At 32.6% G+C, this 19860-nt stretch carries 25 protein-coding genes; 18 read left to right on the top strand and 7 right to left on the bottom strand.

Annotated features, from left to right (window positions below; genetic code table 11):
• The first annotated feature begins 106 nt into the window (after positions 1-106).
• Positions 107-991, top strand: coding sequence for a lipoyl synthase (gene lipA, locus BED47_RS18170; RefSeq protein ID WP_069034823.1), 885 nt, complete (start codon positions 107-109; stop codon positions 989-991).
• A 41-nt stretch (positions 992-1032) separates the two neighbouring features.
• Here the strand turns inward: lipA and BED47_RS18165 are convergent, their stop codons facing one another.
• Positions 1033-1644 (bottom strand): YhcN/YlaJ family sporulation lipoprotein, encoded by a 612-nt coding sequence (locus BED47_RS18165; protein ID WP_069034822.1) that lies wholly within the window; start codon positions 1642-1644, stop codon positions 1033-1035.
• Positions 1645-1735: 91 nt separating this feature from the next.
• Here BED47_RS18165 and BED47_RS18160 point away from each other — a divergent pair, with 91 nt between their 5' ends.
• Positions 1736-2011 carry a YutD family protein gene (locus BED47_RS18160; protein ID WP_056468720.1) on the top strand — a complete coding sequence of 92 codons (276 nt, stop codon included), beginning with the start codon at positions 1736-1738 and terminating at the stop codon, positions 2009-2011.
• A 269-nt stretch (positions 2012-2280) separates the two neighbouring features.
• Here BED47_RS18160 and BED47_RS18155 read toward each other — a convergent pair whose 3' ends face one another.
• Both BED47_RS18155 and glpX read right to left on the bottom strand, forming a co-directional pair.
• Positions 2281-2550, bottom strand: a complete 270-nt coding sequence (locus BED47_RS18155; protein ID WP_025672291.1) for a DUF3055 domain-containing protein — start codon at positions 2548-2550, stop codon at positions 2281-2283.
• A 14-nt stretch (positions 2551-2564) separates the two neighbouring features.
• Positions 2565-3533: a class II fructose-bisphosphatase gene (gene glpX / locus BED47_RS18150; protein ID WP_069034821.1), complete on the bottom strand. Its 969-nt coding sequence runs from the start codon at positions 3531-3533 to the stop codon at positions 2565-2567.
• Between the two features lie 149 nt (positions 3534-3682).
• Between glpX and BED47_RS18145 the strand changes: the two genes are divergently transcribed.
• Both BED47_RS18145 and BED47_RS18140 read left to right on the top strand, forming a co-directional pair.
• Positions 3683-4132: a DUF86 domain-containing protein gene (locus BED47_RS18145; RefSeq protein ID WP_069034820.1), complete on the top strand. Its 450-nt coding sequence runs from the start codon at positions 3683-3685 to the stop codon at positions 4130-4132.
• A 78-nt stretch (positions 4133-4210) separates the two neighbouring features.
• Complete coding sequence (locus BED47_RS18140; RefSeq protein WP_069034819.1) at positions 4211-4981, top strand: TIGR01457 family HAD-type hydrolase; 771 nt, start codon at positions 4211-4213, stop codon at positions 4979-4981.
• Between the two features lie 114 nt (positions 4982-5095).
• Here the strand turns inward: BED47_RS18140 and BED47_RS18135 are convergent, their stop codons facing one another.
• Positions 5096-5617 (bottom strand): phosphatidylglycerophosphatase A family protein, encoded by a 522-nt coding sequence (locus tag BED47_RS18135; protein ID WP_069034818.1) that lies wholly within the window; start codon positions 5615-5617, stop codon positions 5096-5098.
• A 562-nt stretch (positions 5618-6179) separates the two neighbouring features.
• Here BED47_RS18135 and yutH point away from each other — a divergent pair.
• Positions 6180-7178 carry a spore coat putative kinase YutH gene (gene yutH / locus BED47_RS18125; protein ID WP_069034993.1) on the top strand — a complete coding sequence of 333 codons (999 nt, stop codon included), beginning with the start codon at positions 6180-6182 and terminating at the stop codon, positions 7176-7178.
• A 42-nt stretch (positions 7179-7220) separates the two neighbouring features.
• Here yutH and BED47_RS18120 read toward each other — a convergent pair whose 3' ends face one another.
• The gene (locus tag BED47_RS18120; RefSeq protein ID WP_025671774.1) at positions 7221-7448 is read right to left on the bottom strand and encodes a NifU family protein; all 228 of its coding nucleotides are present in this window, start codon (positions 7446-7448) and stop codon (positions 7221-7223) included.
• A 122-nt stretch (positions 7449-7570) separates the two neighbouring features.
• Here BED47_RS18120 and BED47_RS18115 point away from each other — a divergent pair, with 122 nt between their 5' ends.
• The 3 genes from BED47_RS18115 (at position 7571) to BED47_RS18105 (ending at position 10042) form a co-directional block, all read left to right on the top strand.
• The gene (locus tag BED47_RS18115) at positions 7571-7873 is read left to right on the top strand and encodes a YuzD family protein (RefSeq protein ID WP_069034816.1); all 303 of its coding nucleotides are present in this window, start codon (positions 7571-7573) and stop codon (positions 7871-7873) included.
• A 768-nt stretch (positions 7874-8641) separates the two neighbouring features.
• Positions 8642-9061: an NfeD family protein gene (locus BED47_RS18110; RefSeq protein WP_069034815.1), complete on the top strand. Its 420-nt coding sequence runs from the start codon at positions 8642-8644 to the stop codon at positions 9059-9061.
• 15 nt (positions 9062-9076) lie between these two features.
• Entirely contained in the window at positions 9077-10042 is a 966-nt protein-coding gene (locus BED47_RS18105; RefSeq protein ID WP_217493010.1) for an SPFH domain-containing protein, read from the top strand.
• 71 nt (positions 10043-10113) lie between these two features.
• On the opposite strand, the gene BED47_RS18100 is transcribed toward BED47_RS18105, so the two are convergent.
• Positions 10114-11181, bottom strand: coding sequence for an NAD(P)/FAD-dependent oxidoreductase (locus BED47_RS18100; protein WP_069034814.1), 1068 nt, complete (start codon positions 11179-11181; stop codon positions 10114-10116).
• A 196-nt stretch (positions 11182-11377) separates the two neighbouring features.
• Between BED47_RS18100 and BED47_RS18095 the strand changes: the two genes are divergently transcribed.
• From BED47_RS18095 to BED47_RS23800, 3 genes are all read left to right on the top strand, one after another.
• Positions 11378-11614: a YuzB family protein gene (locus tag BED47_RS18095; protein ID WP_056468696.1), complete on the top strand. Its 237-nt coding sequence runs from the start codon at positions 11378-11380 to the stop codon at positions 11612-11614.
• Between the two features lie 335 nt (positions 11615-11949).
• The gene (dapF, locus tag BED47_RS18090; protein ID WP_069034813.1) at positions 11950-12816 is read left to right on the top strand and encodes a diaminopimelate epimerase; all 867 of its coding nucleotides are present in this window, start codon (positions 11950-11952) and stop codon (positions 12814-12816) included.
• Positions 12817-13170, top strand: a complete 354-nt coding sequence (locus tag BED47_RS23800) for a HesB/IscA family protein (RefSeq protein WP_069034812.1) — start codon at positions 12817-12819, stop codon at positions 13168-13170.
• A 337-nt stretch (positions 13171-13507) separates the two neighbouring features.
• Here BED47_RS23800 and BED47_RS18080 read toward each other — a convergent pair whose 3' ends face one another.
• A complete protein-coding gene (locus BED47_RS18080) occupies positions 13508-14515 on the bottom strand; it encodes an NAD(P)/FAD-dependent oxidoreductase (RefSeq protein ID WP_254664624.1) in 1008 nt (335 codons plus the stop codon).
• A gap of 393 nt (positions 14516-14908) precedes the next feature.
• Between BED47_RS18080 and BED47_RS18075 the strand changes: the two genes are divergently transcribed.
• The 7 genes from BED47_RS18075 to BED47_RS18045 all read left to right on the top strand — a co-directional run bounded on the left by BED47_RS18075 (position 14909) and on the right by BED47_RS18045 (position 19835).
• Positions 14909-16126, top strand: coding sequence for an NAD(P)/FAD-dependent oxidoreductase (locus BED47_RS18075; protein ID WP_069034810.1), 1218 nt, complete (start codon positions 14909-14911; stop codon positions 16124-16126).
• Positions 16127-16305: 179 nt separating this feature from the next.
• On the top strand, positions 16306-16785 hold the full coding sequence (locus tag BED47_RS18070; protein ID WP_069034809.1) for an NUDIX hydrolase: 480 nt from the start codon (positions 16306-16308) through the stop codon (positions 16783-16785).
• 94 nt (positions 16786-16879) lie between these two features.
• On the top strand, positions 16880-17197 hold the full coding sequence (locus BED47_RS18065; RefSeq protein WP_302622010.1) for a YuiB family protein: 318 nt from the start codon (positions 16880-16882) through the stop codon (positions 17195-17197).
• 90 nt (positions 17198-17287) lie between these two features.
• Positions 17288-17935, top strand: coding sequence for a 3D domain-containing protein (locus tag BED47_RS18060; protein ID WP_069034807.1), 648 nt, complete (start codon positions 17288-17290; stop codon positions 17933-17935).
• A 3-nt stretch (positions 17936-17938) separates the two neighbouring features.
• Entirely contained in the window at positions 17939-18400 is a 462-nt protein-coding gene (locus tag BED47_RS18055) for an SRPBCC family protein (protein ID WP_069034806.1), read from the top strand.
• A 212-nt stretch (positions 18401-18612) separates the two neighbouring features.
• Positions 18613-18999, top strand: coding sequence for a PaaI family thioesterase (locus BED47_RS18050; protein WP_025671788.1), 387 nt, complete (start codon positions 18613-18615; stop codon positions 18997-18999).
• 278 nt (positions 19000-19277) lie between these two features.
• Positions 19278-19835 carry a DUF5366 family protein gene (locus BED47_RS18045; RefSeq protein ID WP_069034805.1) on the top strand — a complete coding sequence of 186 codons (558 nt, stop codon included), beginning with the start codon at positions 19278-19280 and terminating at the stop codon, positions 19833-19835.
• Positions 19836-19860: the final 25 nt, after the last annotated feature.

Below are 19860 nucleotides of genomic sequence, written 5' to 3'. Positions count from 1 at the left end.
AATCAAACGAAAGTTTTTCATATCCGCGAAAAATGTAGTAATATATATACTATTGGAAGAGAAAATGAAATATGTCGTAAACGAATAAACGTTGGAGGAATTTCAAATGGCATCAAAAAAAGAAGAATATTTGAGAAAGCCCGAGTGGCTAAAAATAAAATTAAACACAAATGAATCTTACACAGAATTAAAGAAAATGATGCGATCAAAAAATCTTCACACTGTTTGTGAAGAAGCTCGTTGTCCAAATATCCATGAATGTTGGGCAGTTAGAAAAACAGCTACATTTATGATCCTTGGTGCAGTTTGTACGCGTGCATGTCGTTTTTGTGCAGTTAAAACTGGTTTACCAACTGAACTTGATCTACAAGAACCAGTTCGAGTTGCTGAATCTGTGACACAAATGAACTTAAAACACGTAGTAATTACAGCGGTTGCTCGTGATGACTTAAGAGACGGTGGAGCAGCTGTATTTGCAGAAACTGTTAGAGAAGTTAGAAAAGCAAATCCATTTACTACAATTGAAGTTTTACCATCTGATATGGGTGGGAAATTTGAAAACCTTAAAATGTTAATGGATGCAAAACCAGATATTATGAACCATAATATTGAAACAGTTAGAGAGTTAACTCCACGTGTTCGTGCAAGAGCTACGTATGAAAGATCACTTGAATTTTTACGTAGAGCAAAAGAAATTAACCCTAGCATTCCTACAAAATCAAGCATCATGCTTGGTTTAGGGGAAACAAATGAGCAAATTTACGAAGCAATGGATGATTTACGTGCTGCTGGTGTAAATATCATTACATTAGGTCAATATTTACAGCCAACGAAAACTCATTTAACTGTTAAAAAATACTATACTCCTGACGAGTTTGCAGCCCTAAAAGAAATTGCTTTAGGAAAAGGTTTCTCACACTGTGAGGCTGGTCCTCTAGTTCGTTCATCATACCATGCTGACGAACAAGTAGAAGCTGCTAAACAAGCATAATTAAAAAGCACTAGCCTATGCTAGTGCTTTTATTTTGATAATTATTTTGAAATCTGATCAAAATGCATGCTTTGCTTATCTACATCAAAACCTGCAGCTAAATCTTTAATTTGTTGCTCTAATTGTCCATCATTAAGCTGACCATATTTATTTAGGTCCTCAATATTATTAATATTTTGTATCGAATTTGAAGTAAAGATATGATAGTAACTAGGAAGTGCAGATTGAGCAGTTTTTTCAACCTGTTTTCTAGCTAATGATTTGTCTCCATCTGATCGATAAGCAATCAATACCTCTTGATCTGTAACTAGTGTAGCAGCATCGTCTATATCAGGAAGCTTAACAACTAAATAAGAAATGAATTTTGACACTTCTTGTTTATCAATCGTTAATGTATAATCGCCATCTTTACCTAAAACATCTTGCTTTTGTAGTCTAGAAAAGCCATAATCTTTGTAAGAGTTATTTGACATTTTAGCATTTACATCGCCTAAATCCATCGGCTTTGTATTTAATTGTTTAGGTGTTGGATTAGTTCGATGTTCATTTTTATATGTTACGTCCTCATAATCGAACTGTCTCGAATGACTTGGACCGAATGAACATCCTGTTAATAAAAATAAGGTTAATAAACAAACTAAATATTTACGCATATTAAATACCACCTTTTAATCATCAATGTAAAATTAGTATGCCAAAATATTTGTTACATATTTATGGGAGTAAAAGGAAGGAGAATACAAATTGGTTTGCATACAAAATATTTGCTATGAAGTAGTTGAAGATTACCGTGAAGGATTCAATGAAGAAGCCTTTAAAGCGAGATATGCAGAGATCCTTTCAAAGTATGATTACATTGTTGGGGATTGGGGCTATGAGCAACTTAGACTTAGAGGATTTTTTGACGATTCTCAAAAAAATGTTCCATATGATTCAAAAATAAGTACATTACGTGAGTATATTTATGAGTATTGTAATTTTGGATGTAAATATTTTGTAGTTAAGAAAGTAAAAAATTAAAAGATGGGGGAAACCTCATTTTTTTTTGTTATTTAAGGGGAGCACAGTATTTTAAAGAAAGTTGTTTACCTAGAACATAAAAAATTTTGTGGATAAAGTATTTTTTGATTTTTTGAAAGAATAAAAACCTTGTGGATAAGTTTGAATCTTTCAACAAAAGTGTGAATAAGTGAAGACTTAATCACAAAAAAAGTGGACAACTTTTTAGTTATCCACTTTTTTTCAGATTATTTAGTAAAAATAATTTATTTATCCACAGGATCGAAAAATTAGAAAATAATTTCACTTAGAAAATCTAATAATTCAGCTGCCTTTTCTTCAGAAATTCCGAAAGCAAATTCTAAGTAACCTTCTTCTTTTAAATCATCTGAACCGATAATTGCAAATCGATTACTTTGCATATCCATAATCATAACTTTGCCATAATGACGATCAGAATATACTAAAGCAAGATCATGTCTTTGCTCTTCTCCCATAAAGCTTACAAAACGAGTCTTTGCTTGAATAGTGTCATCATATAAGAAAAAACGTTCTGACATTTTTTATTCCTCCATTATACTAAAATAAGATTTGGCTTGGATCCTAAATGGTGATGTGCTTTAATATGTCGCACAGTTTTCGTTTTACTTCTCATTACAATTGAATGAGTTTCGACTAAGTCTCCACCTAAGAAAGTAACTCCTTCAAGTAATTCACCTGAAGTAACGCCTGTAGCAGCAAAAATTGCATCGTCACCTTTTACTAAATCATTTAATGTTAATAATTGTCTTGGATTATTAAGACCCATATCCATACAACGTAATTCTTCTTCTTTATTCATTGGTACCAATCGAGCTTGCATGTCGCCGCCAAGGGCTTTTATCGCTGCAGCGGCTATAACACCTTCTGGTGCGCCACCAGTACCTACAAAGAGATCGATTCCGGTATGAGGTAATGCTGTAGCTATAACAGCGCCAACATCTCCATCACCAAATAATTTAACACGAGCACCTTTTTCACGAATTCGTTCAATGATTTCCTCATGCCGAGGACGTTCTTGGACAATTACCGTTAAATCATGTACACGTTTATTGTTTGCTTCAGCAATAATATCTATCGTTTTTTCAATCGGATCATCTAATGATATTTTACCAGCAGCACGAGGACCTACAGCTATTTTTTCCATATACATGTCAGGTGCATGTAATAAGTTGCCTTTATCAGAAATTGCGATTACTGCCATAGCATTTGCATGACCTTTTGCAAGGATATTTGTTCCTTCAAGAGGATCAACTGCAATGTCTACTTCTGGTCCATTACCAGTTCCTAATTTCTCACCTATATATAGCATTGGTGCTTCATCGAGTTCACCTTCACCAATTACTACAGTACCTGCCATATTTACTGAATCAAACATCGAACGCATTGCAGAAGTAGCAGCGTCATCAGCTTCATTTTTCTTACCGCGGCCCATCCAATGAGCAGAGGCAAGGGCAGCTGCTTCAGTAACTCTTACAATCTCAAGTGCTAATTCACGCTCCAATAGTCCAACCCCCAGAAAAATATTCACCTATATAATATAACAAAAATCGGTAAGAAACGCTTTCATTTGTCGATTTTTTTCGAATTTAGCTATAAAATAAATATAAGTCCATAAAATGTAGAAGATAGAATTGAGAAGGAAGTGTACATATGTACTTTGTAAATCGTCAAAACATATTAGATCGAATTGAAATTTTAAATTCAATGCTTGAGGTATATGCGTCAAACAGCCATCCAAAAAATAAAATAGAAGAATTAGCTTTGGAAAGAATGACACATCTTTTGATTGATAGTATGTTAGATATTGGAAATACAATGATTGATGGCTTTATAATGAGGGACCCAGGAAGTTATGATGACATTGTTGATATACTAATGGATGAAAAAGTTATTACTGCATCAATTGGAGAATCCATAAAAAAATTAATTCCAATTCGAAAACATTTATTACAAGATTACACATCTTCAATTACAGAAAAAATAGTGACGACATTAAGCGAAAATATAGAAGCATATAAGGAATTCCCGGTTTCGGTTCAAGCTTTTCTTGATAAAGAGCTAGGAGTAATAAATGCTTTTAGTAGTGATGAGGAAAAATAATTTTAATTTTTCTATGTAAAAATAACGCTGTTTTCTTGTATTACTGAGTGAACAGCCTGACTAGTAAGGAGTGGCAATATGAAACAATATAAAGGATACTTAATTGATTTAGATGGAACTATGTATCGCGGTGAGGAGCAAATAGAGGAAGCAAGTCTTTTTATAAAGGCTTTAAAGGAGAAAAATATTCCATATCTTTTTGTAACGAATAATTCTACACGTAAACCAGAACAAGTTGCTGATAAACTTAATTCCTTTAATATTCCAACTACAAAAGAACAGGTCTTTACAACAAGTAATGCCACAGCAAACTACATAAAAGAACAAAAGGCAGATGCTACTGTTTATATGATAGGTGAAGAGGGCTTACAATATGCCCTAGAGGAAGTTGGTTTAACAATCACAGATGAAAATCCGGATTTTGTCATTAGTGGCTTAGATCGTAGTATTAATTATGAGAAATTAGCAAAGGCTTGTATAGCTGTAAGAAACGGCGCAACATTTATTTCTACTAATGGTGACATAGCGATACCAACTGAAAGAGGTTTATTACCTGGCAATGGTTCATTAACATCTGTTATTACTGTATCTACTACAGTAAAACCAATTTTTATTGGAAAACCTGAATCAATTATTATGGAACAAGCATTAAAAGTTCTCGGTGTTGCAAAAGAGGATACATTAATGATTGGTGATTATTATGATACAGACATTATGGCTGGGATTAATACTGGTGTTGACACATTAATTGTTCATACTGGTGTAACGACAAGGGATATGTTGTCAAATTATGAAACTCAGCCAACTTATTCAGTTGACTCATTAGAAGAGTGGATTAAATATATTTAAGAAATCAATTAACTTAAAAACCCACTAGTAATTAATTTACTTGTGGGGTTTTTGTATTATTTCAATATGAAAGAGTGGTCTCAAATATACATTGACTTATGAGACCACTCTTTTTTATTCATTTTCAGCTTTAATCTGATCTGCCTTTTTATGTGCAGCACGATGAGCAAGTCGGCTAGATGCAGCAGCTGCAATCGCTCCGACAATATCATCTAAAAATGTATTTACTAAGCCTGTAGATTTATCGTTTAATCTTTCTAAAATTCCAGGTTTTAATTTATCGATGTAACCGTAATTCGTGAATCCAATTGAACCATATACATTTACGATCGATAAGGCAATTATTTCATCAATTCCATAAAGGCCTTCATCTTTTTTGATAATAGCCAACAATGGCTCTTGTAGTTTATCTTGCTCTGCCAAAATATCTAATTCAATACCAGTAATGATGGCATTTTGTATCTCACGTTTTGTCAAGACTCTCTCAACATTGTGTTTACACTCATCTTTAGATAAATTTTCATGGTACTTACTTTGTAAAAAATAAACTAAATCAGCAATGTCATCGAGCGTAACACCTCTTTTTTCTAATAACGATAATGCAGTCTTTTCTAAATCGTGATTTAAATATTCCATTTCATCACCTTTTCCTTATTGATTGATTTAATTACTATAAAAATAACTAAAATGGAGATTTCATAAAATAATTAAAACTTTTACTATAAATTTTTTAAAAGAGATAAGAGGATTAATTATATATGATTCGATATCGAACAAAATTCCCCTTTATAAAAAAAGTTAAAACATAGTAAAAAATTGTTTAAGACATATAATTTATTACTTATGCCTTATCTGTTGAACCACTTTCCTACGTATTTTTTGGTGATTAGCCTGCCCAACTCGCTTCCACATTTCATGATGTCTAGTTCCAGCGAGTAGCCCCTCGAGGTCATAAGCCGAAGGCCAATAAAGGTAAAAACCAACCTTTCTTGGCCTTCGTCTTATGCTTGTCGGGGCTGACCAACTCGCTTCCACATTTCATATATACTACGTCATTCTCTCCCTTTTTGTGTATGGCCATTCGGGTTTTAGATAGAAAGTGAAAAAGTAGGGTACAGGTTTTTAGATTTGTGACATATATATTAATTAAGTAGGTATAAGAAGGATGTGAGTGATGATGTTTATTCGCAACCAAAACATCATTCAAGACATGTTTACTCATTATCAAATTCAACCAGCTGAATTACTTCAAGTACAGTCATATTACATGTTTTGGCAGCGGAATAGGGTGTATTTTCTTGCACCCATTGGAAATTTAAAAGAAGATGATTTGCAGGAAATGAAGAGTTTAAGTGATTTTATGAGCTCAACCGGAGATCAATCGGTCGCAACCTTTGTTCAAAATGTTCAAGGGTATTATGTGAGTAAGATTGATGGAAATAACTATTCTCTATTTAAAAGTAACAGACAAAATGAACGCAGTAATAATAACGGTGAAGAACTTGCGATTTTTCATTTAAGAGGAAAAAAATATTCAGATGAATTGAAAAGATTAAATAGAATCGGGAAATGGAAGAATTTATGGGAAAAACGTTTAGAGCAATTAGAACGATTTTGGCAAAGTAAAGTGAATAGTCACCCCGAAAATTTTTTCGAACAAATATTTATTGAATCTTTTCCTTATTATCTCGGAATGACTGAAAATGCGATTCAATATGTTGTAGATACTGAACTAGATGATACTCCTCAAGTTATTGATGCAGCAACAATCTGTCATCAAAAAATGACTGAACGAAGACAGAAAGAAATTCATTTTGCGAAAGTACCGATTGAATGGATTTACGATCATCCAAGCAGAGATCTTGCTGAATGGGTTAGGGATGAATATTTAGAGAATCCTGATAATTATCAAAAGAAAATCCTTTCATTTTTTTATGGTTATGAAAAGAAAAGTCCATTATCTACTTTTGCGTGGCGTTTATTATTTGCAAGGCTTCTTTTTCCCGTACACTATTTTGAAACAATTGAAGGATATTATTTGGCAAGGAGTGATGCGGATCGGAAAAGGTATGAGCGTAAATTAGTTAATTATCTTGAAAATACAAGTGAGTTTGAAGCTTTTTTAGGTGGGTTTTATGATTTGATCGGACTACCAACTGCTAAGTTAGGGATTCGTGAAATTAAATGGCTAAAATAAAAGAGAGGGTTTTAAACCCTCTCTTTTAGTATTGAAAATATATTAGAATACTTGCTCTACCTCAATTACACCAGGTACTTCTTCTAATAAAGCTCGCTCAATACCAGCTTTTAATGTAATAGTTGAACTTGGGCAGCTACCACATGCACCTAAAAGGCGAAGTTTAACAATACCATCCTCAATATCAACTAAATCAACGTCTCCACCATCACGTAGTAAAAACGGTCTTAATTTATCTAAAACTTCTTGTACTTGTTCTTTCATGTCCATTCATATCGACTCCTTTCACTAATTTTATTATAATCAGTTAAGAGGAAAAAATCTATTACAGAGTACTTTGTGTGTTTGAAATTATTTTTGGACACACACTTATTGTATGCTAGGAGGAGAAAATGAGTAATAAAATTTTAGTGGAAGTTTTTGGAGCTGAAGTAATATGTGCAAGTTGTGTAGGAATGCCATCATCAATTGAAACTTTTGAATGGCTTCAAGCTGCACTTCAAAGAAAATATCCTGACTTAGCCTTTGATTTTCAATACATTGATATATTTAATGTAGAGAATAATGAAAAAGAAGATTTCGCTGAACGAGTTAGAAATGATGAATTTTTCTATCCGGTAGTATTAGTAAATGGAACTGTTGTTGGTGAAGGTAATCCAAAATTAAAAGATGTTTATAACGCTATTGAACTATAATGAATTAAAACCCTTTACAAAATTGTAAGGGGTTTTCAAAGTGTTGAAATATAAAATGGTCAATAGGGAAACGGACATTAAATGAACATTTATATAATGATGAAATTATCATTTTTGGGATGATCTATTAAGGTTTTAAATGTTAATATGGTTGATTAATTTTATGATTCCAATAATCACTAGTAATGATTTTTTTCAGAAGTTAAAAATACTTTGGACTAATTTTTTAAAATAAATTCAGTTGTTTAGTTTAATTAATGTTCGATATTTATTGACCTACAAGCTGATTAATATAAAATAGCTGGGTTACTTTAGTAAAGGCAATCTGATTAGAATTTATTGAGACTTTTTTCGTTGAATAAGTTGATTGGAGCGGAGGGGTGCTCGACTCCTATAGGATAAGTGGGAAGGCTGAGACCCCGTAGGCTTGCCGAGGAGGCTAAAGAATCTCGCCCCATGGAAAGCGAGTATACTGTATTGGAAATCAACATCACTATACTCCTTTTACGAAAATTTGGTAATTTAATTGACAAGGTTGTTTTTCAACAACAATAACCCCCCTTACAAAAATGTAAGGAGGGTTATTGATTATAAATTGCTTTTTATTGGCTTCTTATTGTAATTGACTCTTTTCCAAAAAGATTAAAATGTTTTAATAAAATTCATTATTTTATGTAAAATGCAGAAGATTTACATGATAGAATAGAAGTGTAAAGACAAATAAATTACAATTTTTGGCATATATATAGGATTGGGAGGAGGGGTGGAATGGTTGCGATTAGTTTATTTGTAATTGGCGTTTTATTAATTATTATCGAAATGTTTTCGTTAACCTTTGTATTCTTATGGATTGGTATTGCGAGTATTCTAGCTTCAGTTGTAAATTATTTTACAGGATCAAATACTTTTACTTTTATCGTTTTTGTTATTAGTGCATTAATTTTGTGGCTTAGTACAAAGAAATTTGCAAAAAGAATCCACCAGCATAAAACGATAGAAAATGGAGTATATGCATTAGTTGGTAAAGAGGTCGTTGTAGCTTCTGTTGAAATAAATGATGATACAGTAGGTACAACTAAAGTTTATGGTGACGAATGGACAATCCGTTCTACTGAACCATTAATTTTAAATGAAAAGGTAATTGTAACAAAAATAGAAGGTGCAACTTTATACGTGAAAAATAACTAATTGAGGAGAAGTGCTATGTCTGATGTAGGTTCTATGGTTGGTCCGATTATTATTGGTATTATTGTTTTATTTGTTGTGTTACTTTTATTATCAAGTATCCGCATTGTTAGACAATCTGAAGTATATCTAGTAGAACGATTAGGGAAATTCCATCGAAAATTAGAGAGTGGAATCCACGTTGTAATGCCATTTGTTGAACGTGTAGCTAGTAAAAAAACATTGCGTGAGACTGTGGTAGATTTTCCACCACAATCGATGATTACAAAAGATAATGTTAGTATCCAAGTAGACTCAGTTGTCTTTTATCAAGTAACTGATGTTGTGCGTCATGAATACGAAATTGCTAATCCATTGTCTGCGATTTCCAATTTGACTGCTACTACTTTACGTAACTTAATAGGGGAATTAGATTTAGATGAAACTTTAACAAGTCGTGATACAGTTAATAATAAACTCCGTGCAATTCTTGACCAAGCAACTGATAAATGGGGAATGAAGGTTAATCGTGTAGAAATCCGAAATATTATTCCACCAATTGATATACAAAATGCGATGGAGAGACAAATGCAAGCAGAACGTACACGTCGTGAAAAAGTATTAAATGCACAAGGTGAAAAAGAATCAAAAATCCTGAAAGCAGAAGGAGAAAAGCAATCAAAAATTCTTGAAGCAGAAGGGGAACGTTTAAGCCAAGTTGAAAAAGCTCGTGGAGATAAAGATTCTCAAGTTTTACGCGCTGAAGGGGAAGCGGAAGCAATCATTAAACTTGCTGAAGCGAAAGCTAGAGGGGAACAACTTGTATTAGATGTTTGGAGAAATGCAGAGCCAACTAAAGAAATGGTTCAATTGCGTTCAATGGAAGCTTTAGAAAAAGTAGCATACGGTCATGCATCAAAACTTGTTATTCCGACAGACGCTACAAAGCTTTTAGGGATGGTTGAAAGTGTAAAAGAAGTTATTAAATCTGACAAAACAGAATAAAAAAAAGCCCCTTAGCAATTATGTAAGGGGCTTTTTAGCATATTAATATAACTAAAAAGATGTTTTGTTAATCAACCATTGTGGTATTTATACATCCATAAGATTCCAGACTTAATTAATCTTGGAACACGTCCGAGTAGTGGGCGCTCATTGAATAGTCCAAAACCATGTTTTTTACCTAGTGAGCCCATAATACCTTTTAATTTTATTTTAGGCATTACTTCTGGAAGGTCTTCACCTTTCCATTTTTTTTGTAAAACCATAACGATTTGTTCTGCTTGAGCTTCTGCTAGCTGTGCAGAAGGTGCATATGGTAATGATGCACAATCTCCCACTACATAAACATGCTCATCGTTTGGCATGTGATGATATTTGGTTACAACGATTCTTCCTGTATTGTCTTTTTCTACGTCTAAATTGCGGACAACTTCAACTGGTTGAATTCCCGCTGTCCATATTACAGCGTCACAATGAATTTCATCATCATGGTTAAATAAAGTATTTTTCTCAACTTTTGTAATGTTTGAATTGCTAACAATTTTTACATCGTGCTCAATAAACCAGTTTTGTACATAATAACTAAGTTTTTCTGGAAACATTGATAAAATTCGGCTTCCACGATCAAATAGTAAAATTTGTAAATCGCTTCTACTTTCTCTTAACTCACTAGCTACTTCTACACCACTTAAACCAGCACCTACAACACCGATTACTGAATTAGGAGGTAGACTGTTTACATTTTCATAAGCGTTTCTTGTTTTTTCAATTGTTTGAATACTATAAGTATGTTCCGGTGCACCAGGTACATTATGGTATTTATCCTCACAACCTAAACCGATAATTAAATCATCATAAGAAACTGATTTTCCATTGCTTAATTCTACTTTCTTGTTTGCCGTATCAATTGTGGTAATATCTCCATAAACAACTTTTAATTTCTCATGAGTTGGTAATGGTATTCTAATGTGTTGCTCTGGAACTGTACCTGCAACTAATGCATAATACTCAGTTTTAAAGCAATGAAAAGAATTTCGATCAATCAATGTGATATGAACATCCTCAGGTAAATCAGATGTTAATAGACGTGACAAAGCACGAATATTTCCATATCCGGCACCTAGTAATACGAGGTTTTTCATAGTTGATGTTCCCCTTTTGTTTTATTAGCGTTGAATGAAAAAATTTTTCTATTTTTCGACAATTATATTATATATATTTTATGTTAAAATAACAACGCCTAACTCAGTAAAATAAAGCTCATTCCATTTATTCTCAAAAGGATTGACGTTTTTAAAAAAAAAGAGTAACTTTATGAGGAGCAAGGAGTGAAAAATAGTGAGACCATTAGTCGAATTTTGTATAAAAAACCTAGCAGACGGTGCACAAAAAGCTTTAGAACAGCTTGAACGTGATCCAAATCTAGACATACTAGAATATGGCTGCCTTGGATATTGTGGAAAATGTAGTCTATCACTTTTTGCACTAGTTGAAGGGGAAGTAGTTACTGGAGAAACGGCAACCGAGCTAGTAGATAATATTTATATTTTCTTAGAGGAAAATATGTTAATATAAGAAGCGCTGTTAATAATTAACAGTGCTTTTTCTATTTTTCGAGCTATTTCAACAATATTTTAGTCTTCCTCAAAATCCGCTTGACATCCCTCAATCATAACCTAGTTTAAACATTTCAATAATACTATTCTTTCGATTAATTACATTAACCAATATTATTTTTATTACGTACACTATTTTTAATCTTTCGCAAAGTTAATGCAAAAAAAATGAGCATTCACTTAAGTGAAAGCTCTTAAAATGTTTCTATATCGAGAAACGGGGGATGTTCTTATTGTGCTCAATTCATTTAAATTTTATACTTGTATTAATAAAAAAAGTAAGGAGTCATGAAAATGAATTCTTTTCGTTATACAAAAATGCATGGATTAGGAAATAACTATATTTATGTAAATATGTTTGAAGAAAATTTAAGAGAAGAAGAGCTTTCTAAACTTGCAGTTGAAGTTTCAAATATTAATACAGGTATTGGTAGTGATGGAATGATATTAATCAGTCCATCAGAAGTTGCAGATGTAAAAATGCGAGTATTTAATAATGATGGGTCAGAAGCTAAAAATTGTGGTAATGGTCTAAGATGTGTAGCTAAATATTCATATGAACATGGAATTGCAAATAATACTTCATTTAAGATTGAAACGATCAGTACAATTGTTGAAGCAACAGTACATGTTGAAAACAATATTGTTAATCAAGTAACAGTAAATATGGGGAAACCAATATTCCGAAGATCACAAATCCCAATGATTGGTAATGATCAGGAATATGCTAAAGATAGAATTTTATTTGAAGAAAAAAGCTATGAATTTTCAGCAGTTTCGATGGGAAATCCACATGCTGTTTTTGAAGTAAGTGATATAAAAACGGCACCATTAACAACTTTAGGTCCAATTGTTGAAAAACATGATTTATTTCCTGAAAGCGTAAATGTTGAATTTATCGAATGTTTGCCGCATAATGAGATAAATTTCGTTGTATGGGAGCGAGGTTCTGGTGTAACGCAAGCATGTGGAACAGGAGCTTGTGCTGCAACAGCCGCTATGATACAAGAAGGTAAATATAAACGAGATGAACCGATAACTGTTCACCTGCAAGGTGGAGATTTACAAATTACTTGGTCTACTGATGGGGATATATGGATGAAAGGCCCAGCAGTTACAATAACAGAAGGCATATACTATACTCAAAGAGGAGTGAAATAAATGATTACAGTTACTGAACAAGCAGGTTTAAAAATTAAAGAAATGATCGAAAACGAAGAAGATCAAAACACTTTTGTTCGCTTAGGAGTAAAGGGTGGAGGTTGCTCTGGACTTTCATATGGACTTGGTTTCGATCCACAAAAAAATGATGATGACACAGAATTAGAATATCATGGCATTAAATTTTTAGTTGATAATGAAAGTGCTCCTATTTTAAAAGGAGTTGTAATTGATTTCAAAGAGTCATTACTAGGCGGAGGATTTACAATCGATAATCCAAATGCCATCGCATCATGTGGATGTGGTTCTAGTTTTAGAACAGCTACGAATGCAGGTACACCTGAAGAGTGCTAATTCAGACTGCCAGCCAAACGCTTGCAATCAGTCTAAAAATCCATTTTTTAGTACTTTGTCTACACATGAATAGGATACTTTTGTATCCTATTTTTTCTATTATACAAACTAGGCAAAATTCTTAATTGTTAATATTTTTACAAATTCAGGGTAAATTATTGAATCTTTTTTGAAGTTGTGTACTATTATATAGTGTAGATAAAAATTTCAATTGGTTTTTTAAGAAGTTGGTTGTGAAATGGTTCACGAATTATGCTGTATATTGTTCAATATATCACAAATGATATTAAAAAAGACTGCTATTAAAAGACAGTCCTTACGATTTAAATATTATATTTTAGAACATTGATGAACTATGGCCTGGTTGTACTTTCGCAGTGGGATCAATATATGTTTTAGCATTGTTGATTGCTGTTGGTGCTTCACCAAATCCAGAAGCAATTAGCTTAACTTTTCCATCATAAGTACAAATATCACCAGCAGCATAAATACCTGGAATGTTTGTTTCCATGCGTGAGTTAACAACAATGTTACTTTTTTCAATGTTTAGGCCCCAGTTTTTAATTGGTCCTAAAGAAGAAACAAAACCATAGTTAACGATTACATCATCAACTTCGATTTCAATTCGGTCTTTGGTTTTTGCATTTTGAAGTACAACTTTTTCAATACGCTCTTCACCAACGATTCCAACAGGAACCCAAGGAGTTGTTACTTCTATTTTAGAGTTCATTAAGTTTTTAACGCTATGCTCATGAGCTCTAAATTTATCACGACGGTGAACTAGTGTTACTTTTTCAGCGATTGGTTCAAGCATTAATGACCAGTCTAAAGCAGAATCTCCGCCACCGAAAACAACAACTCGTTTACTAGCAAATTTATTCATGTCATCTACGAAATAATGTAAGTTTGTTTTTTCAAATTTTTCAGAACCTTGAATTTCAAGTTTTCGTGGTTGGAATGCACCATTACCTGCAGTGATGATAATAGCTTTTGTATAATGTTCAAACCCATCATTACAAACTAAATGGAATACTCCATCTTCACCTTTAGTAATTGATTGAACTGATTGCTCTAAACAAACGGTAGGATTAAATTTTTTCATTTGCTCTTTTAAGTTATCAATTAACTCTTGAGCACGAACTTTTGGGAAGCCAGCTACATCATAAATGTATTTTTCAGGGTAAAGTGCAGATAATTGACCACCAAGCTGTGGTAAGCTTTCAATGATTTTTACACTTGCTTGTCGCATTCCACCATAAAAGGAAGTGAATAAACCAATTGGTCCTCCACCAATAATTGTAATATCATACACTTTTTCGTCTTTCATAAGGAATAGCCCCCTCATGTATAAATGCATGGCATCTATAATAGAATAATATCATATTTTATGCCGATAAAATTAAAATATGGCAGTTAAAACATTGTAGAAATTTTTCTAAAATATGAGGTGTGAATCAAAAAATAACCAATTTCACTTAATATTTCGAGAATTCTACCGATTAGATTTATGCTTGAAATCTTACACAAAAAACTTTAATATTGTTATAGGCTAATTGTTAACATTTTGTGACAATTATTACGAAATATTTAGACAAATATCCCTATTTAATCGTTTGCTCACTTATGTACTGATTTTATAATGAATTAGATTGCTCACTATTGAGCTTAGTTATAAATTTAGAGATATTACGGCAAATTGTAGGTAATTAATATAATTTAAAAGGATGGTATGTATATCATGAATAAGCCTAAGATTGTAATCCTTGGAGCTGGGTACGGTGGAATTATTACTGCAACTCGACTTCAAAAAACATTATCTGCAAATGAAGCGGACATTACATTAGTAAATAAAAACAGCTACCACTACCAAGCAACATGGTTACATGAAAATGCAGCAGGTACATTACACCATGACCGTACACGACTTGATATTAAAGACGTGATTAATCAAGATAAAATTAACTTTATTCAAGATACTGTTACTCAAATCAAACCTGAAGAGAAGAAAGTATTTCTTTCTAACGGCGAATTAGACTATGATTATTTAGTAGTTGGACTTGGTTTTGAGTCAGAAACTTTCGGAATTAAAGGATTAAAAGAACATGCATTTTCAATTGCTAACATCAATGCTGCTCGTCAAATTCGTGAGCATATTGATTACAGCTTCTCTAAATACTACAACACTCCAGTTGAAAAGCGCGATGAGTTATTAACGATTATCGTTGGTGGTGCTGGATTTACTGGTATTGAATTTGTTGGTGAACTTGCAAACCGTGTTCCAGAATTATGCAAAGAGTATGATATCGATCGTGATTTAGTTCGTATTATTTGCGTAGAGGCTGCACCAATGGTATTACCAGGTTTTGATCCTGAATTAGTTGACTATGCAGTTTCTCAATTAGAGAAAAAAGGCGTAGAATTCAAAATTGGTACAGCTATTAAAGAATGTACTGAAGATGGAATCATCGTTGCTAAAGGTGATGTAGAAGAGAAAATCAACTCTGCAACAGTTGTTTGGGCTGCAGGTGTACGTGGAAATGCATTAGTAGAGCAATCTGGTTTTGAAGCGATGCGTGGACGTGTAAAAGTTACAAAAGATATGCGTGTTCCTGGAAATGACGATGTATTTATCGTTGGTGACTCTGCTTTATTAATTGACGAAGCAAGTAACCGTCCATACCCACCAACAGCACAAATTGCAATTCAACAAGGATTTAATGTTGCACACAACTTAGCAGTACTAGTTCGTGGAAAAGGTGAATTAGAAGAATTCACACCAGACATTAAAGGTACAGTATGTTCATTAGGACATGATGATGCAATTGGCGTAGTTTACGGTAAGAAATTAACTGGTTGGAAAGCTTCATTTATGAAAAAAGTAATTGATAACCGTTATTTATTCGTACTTGGTGGACCAATGTTAGTTCTTAAAAAAGGTAAATTAAACTTACTATAAGCATATTAGCTCGACTTAAGTCGAGCTTTTTCTTTGTAAATTTTAAATTAGCAGTTGTGAAGAATTCTAGATGTAGTTACCCATTTAAGGAATTAAGTATAAGTGTAACTACACCTCTATCTTCGCCTAAAAGCTCGCCAATAGACGAGTTTTCTTTATCGTAAAGGTGGTCATAATAGATGAGTAAAAGAAGCAATATATGGCTAGGGGTAGCTGGTTTAGTGAAAGACTCTAACGGAAGATGGTTAGTTGTAAAGAAAAAATATAGTGGCTTAAAAGGTTTATGGTCTTTACCAGCAGGTTTTGTAAAACAAGATGAAACAGTTGACCAAGCAGTTTTAAGAGAGATTAAAGAGGAAACAGGCGTAGATGCAACTTTAATCGGTTTAATAGGTGTTAGGACTGGCGTTATTCGTGAAGAAATTAGTGATAATATGTTAATTTTCTTATTACAGGCAGATGATACAGCAATATCGATTCAAGAAGAAGAGTTATCAGATGCACGTTTTATTTCTGAAGAAGAGTTACTTAAGGATCCTACATCTTCATTATTAATCAAATACTTAATTGAAAATCCTCCGAATAAACCAATGAATGTGGTTAAAGGTTTAAACCCAGGAGATCAATTCCAATATACAACCTATCATTTTATCAAATGATTTTTCAATAATTTGAATTTTTTTAAAATTGACGATAGGACAAGAAGGTTTTACACTGTATATAGAAAAAATGTGGGGTGTTTTTTATATGGTGATGAGTATTCCAGTTTTACTTATTTCAATTTTGTTATTTTTCGTATTAGCTTTTGGAATCGGTTTCCTTGCAAATATGCTTTTTCGAACTACTTGGTTTATGGTAGTAATCTATCCACTATTAATCGTTATGATTGTGGACAAGATTAGTACGGTAAAATATTTTACTAATACTACTGTAGCTTTTGAGACATTAAAAACAAACTTAATGGCAGTAGGAACTGGTGATATTGTTATTTTAACAGCTGGTTTAGTAGGGTCAATTATGTCAGGAGTAGTAATCCTTTCATTAAGAAAAAATGGATATCAAATGTTCTAACTTCTAACTTTCTCAAGTATGAGAAAGTTTTTTTTATATTTTTTTTGTTTTAGGGAAAGATGAAAAGATGAAAAGGAGTGAAATGATTCATTGGGTATAAATAAAAAATTATTTAGACGTGTTATTTTATCTATTTTATTCATTATTGCTTTGTTTTCTTCTTTAAAAATCCTTGCAAATATTCAAGTGGCTACGATAAAAGGCTGGTTTAGTGATTCAATTGCAATAAATAAAGTATTTGCTGAAGAAAATAAAACGATCACAAATGAGAGCATAATGATTACGATGGCAAAAAACATCGAACATAATACGAATTGGAATAATTATAAAAAAGTAACAGTTACAGCAACTGGTTATACAGCCGGGAGAGAATCGACAGGGAAAAGTCCTAAAGACCATTCTTATGGCATTACTTATTCAGGTGTGGAAGTAAAGAGGGATTTATTTTCAACCATTGCAGCCGACTTAAACGTATTTCCGATAGGAACGGTATTATTTATTCCCGGGTATGGATATGGAGTGGTAGCTGATAAAGGTGCAGCAGTAAAAGGAAATCATTTGGATTTATATTTTCAAACTGTTGGAGATGTATTTGAGCATTGGGGAAAGAAGAAATTGGCTGTTTATATAATAAAGCAGGGGTCAGGAAGATTTACAGAATCAGATCTTAAAGAATTGAATGAACAAAACTCGTTACAAGTATTTAGACAGCAATCAAAGAATCAAATTGGAGAATAGATTATGGAAAAAATAAATTATAGCTTAACCATTAATGCACCAATTGAAGCTGTTTTTGAAGTTGTTGATTCAGATGAGCATATAAAAAAGTGGATGGATGGTTTTATAGAGAATAAGTATGACGAAAATTTTAACAGAGAAAAACCAGTTGGTCATAAGTTTAAGCAAAAGTTAGAAGAAGATGGGGAAATTCGAGAATATGATGGCGAAATCATTTCTTATAGCCCGCCAAAAGAATTAGGTATTCGATTAAAGCATACTAATTTTACTGCCGATGCAGTCTATCGCTTTTTTTCTGTTGAATCAAATCAAACCCGGTTAGATTATGAATGTAGCTTGGAAATGTCTTCAGTAGTAGCTAAAATGACGGGCTTCATATTCAGTTGGTTCACAAAACGAATTGTAGTAAAACAAATGAGTAGTTTAAAAGAATATGCAGAAAAGCGATTTGATGGTGTACTATAAAAACATGCCCCTTGCATTTATAGCAAGGGGTTTACAACGTTAAAAGGATATTTATTTTGAATAAAAGGAAAATCTTTTCATTATCTCGAATTTAAAATAAGTAAAATTTTATAATAAAATAGAAATTGTTAAACATAATTTTTTGTTCAAACAAGTAAGACGAAACAGAGTTGTTTAAAGTGAGTAAGCTTTAATGGAGAGGTGGAGGCGTTATGGAAGAGAAAATGACCTTAATGCATGCTTTAGGCATGACGATAGAGTCTGTTGAGGAAGGCAAAGTAGTGATGAAAATGGAGGTAACGGAAAAAGTACATCAACCGTTTGGTTATTTACATGGTGGTGCTTCAGTTGCTTTAGCTGAAACAGTTGCGAGTGTAGGAACGTTTTCGATGATTGATCAAGAGAATCAACTTGCTTTTGGCCTTGAAATAAATGCAAATCATTTACGTTCTGTTCGTGACGGTGTCGTAACAGCAATCGGAACTGCAGTACATACAGGTAAAACGACAATGGTTTGGGATATAAAAATTTACTCCGAGGATGAGCAGTTAGTTTGTATCTCAAGATGTACAGTCGCGATTAAAGATAAACGAAATTAACATAAAGAGCTGCTAAATTATAATTGTAATTTAGCAGTTTTTTTTATGATCGAGGATATCAAACTAATGACACTTGGTAAATTGGTCAGTCAGGTTTCTTAAATATTAAAATGTAATTTAAAATGATTATTTCTAAAAAGAAAAAATAGAAACTCATCAATTTTATCTTAAACTTATGGTAAAATAATTAAGTTGTGTATATAAAATTTCGAAGATAAGTGAGACATCCTCTATTTAAGGATTTAATTTCTTGAGATAGAGAAGAAAGGAGACATTCGATGAAAAATATATATTACACAGGCTTTAATGCACTTTTATCAATTATCATGTTTACGGTCGCCATTACATTAAACTTCTTTCAAATGACTATAAACTTTTTATCAGTATCTGGTATTCTACAACCACTTACAGATCTACTTCCAGAGAAGGAAATTAGAATCCTTACATTTCTAGGTATAGCATTTCTTTTCTATTTAGTTTTGAGTGGATTCAAATTAATTTCTGATATGATCTGGCAATTTGCGCTACTACTTTTCTCAAAGGACAATGAAGGAATAGACTTATTAGCAACTAAGAAATATTCTTTTGTCTTTTTAATTGGTGGATTAATTGCTATCTTTTTAAATAAATCTTTAGTGTATATTGCTATTATTTTAATAGTATCAGTAATTGCATTTTTTATTTTATTTTTAATTAAGCAAAGATCTAACTATACAATTGTAGGGGTCATTGGTTTTATAATGATCCAATTAATCATTTGGGGATTAGTAGGAAGCGGAGTAGTATATGGCGCTTTTACAGTTCTAGCTAAATTTAAAACTTCAATGCCATTTTAAAAAAAGTAGCACTTTTGAGTATCTC

This window comes from Gottfriedia luciferensis (assembly GCF_001712755.1).
In the GTDB taxonomy this organism is placed as follows: Bacteria; Bacillota; Bacilli; order Bacillales; family Bacillaceae_G; genus Gottfriedia; species Gottfriedia luciferensis_B.
The sequence above is the reverse complement of the archived record's forward strand: the minus strand, read 5'-3'. Positions and strand labels throughout refer to the sequence as shown.

Bases quoted from the DNA above. Each gene is read 5' to 3' on its own strand.
- BED47_RS18050 (WP_025671788.1), top strand. From the start codon at position 18,613: ATGGAAGAGAAAATGACCTTAATGCATGCTTTAGGCATGACGATAGAG.
- BED47_RS18105 (WP_217493010.1), top strand. From the start codon at position 9,077: ATGTCTGATGTAGGTTCTATGGTTGGTCCGATTATTATTGGTATTATT.
- BED47_RS18055 (WP_069034806.1), top strand. From the start codon at position 17,939: ATGGAAAAAATAAATTATAGCTTAACCATTAATGCACCAATTGAAGCT.
- dapF (WP_069034813.1), top strand. From the start codon at position 11,950: ATGAATTCTTTTCGTTATACAAAAATGCATGGATTAGGAAATAACTAT.
- BED47_RS18070 (WP_069034809.1), top strand. From the start codon at position 16,306: ATGAGTAAAAGAAGCAATATATGGCTAGGGGTAGCTGGTTTAGTGAAA.
- BED47_RS18045 (WP_069034805.1), top strand. From the start codon at position 19,278: ATGAAAAATATATATTACACAGGCTTTAATGCACTTTTATCAATTATC.
- lipA (WP_069034823.1), top strand. From the start codon at position 107: ATGGCATCAAAAAAAGAAGAATATTTGAGAAAGCCCGAGTGGCTAAAA.
- BED47_RS23800 (WP_069034812.1), top strand. From the start codon at position 12,817: ATGATTACAGTTACTGAACAAGCAGGTTTAAAAATTAAAGAAATGATC.
- BED47_RS18080 (WP_254664624.1), bottom strand. From the start codon at position 14,515: ATGAGGGGGCTATTCCTTATGAAAGACGAAAAAGTGTATGATATTACA.
- BED47_RS18100 (WP_069034814.1), bottom strand. From the start codon at position 11,181: ATGAAAAACCTCGTATTACTAGGTGCCGGATATGGAAATATTCGTGCT.
- BED47_RS18145 (WP_069034820.1), top strand. From the start codon at position 3,683: ATGTACTTTGTAAATCGTCAAAACATATTAGATCGAATTGAAATTTTA.
- BED47_RS18110 (WP_069034815.1), top strand. From the start codon at position 8,642: ATGGTTGCGATTAGTTTATTTGTAATTGGCGTTTTATTAATTATTATC.
- BED47_RS18140 (WP_069034819.1), top strand. From the start codon at position 4,211: ATGAAACAATATAAAGGATACTTAATTGATTTAGATGGAACTATGTAT.
- BED47_RS18165 (WP_069034822.1), bottom strand. From the start codon at position 1,644: ATGCGTAAATATTTAGTTTGTTTATTAACCTTATTTTTATTAACAGGA.
- BED47_RS18075 (WP_069034810.1), top strand. From the start codon at position 14,909: ATGAATAAGCCTAAGATTGTAATCCTTGGAGCTGGGTACGGTGGAATT.
- BED47_RS18135 (WP_069034818.1), bottom strand. From the start codon at position 5,617: ATGGAATATTTAAATCACGATTTAGAAAAGACTGCATTATCGTTATTA.
- BED47_RS18120 (WP_025671774.1), bottom strand. From the start codon at position 7,448: ATGGACATGAAAGAACAAGTACAAGAAGTTTTAGATAAATTAAGACCG.
- BED47_RS18065 (WP_302622010.1), top strand. From the start codon at position 16,880: ATGAGTATTCCAGTTTTACTTATTTCAATTTTGTTATTTTTCGTATTA.
- BED47_RS18155 (WP_025672291.1), bottom strand. From the start codon at position 2,550: ATGTCAGAACGTTTTTTCTTATATGATGACACTATTCAAGCAAAGACT.
- BED47_RS18115 (WP_069034816.1), top strand. From the start codon at position 7,571: ATGAGTAATAAAATTTTAGTGGAAGTTTTTGGAGCTGAAGTAATATGT.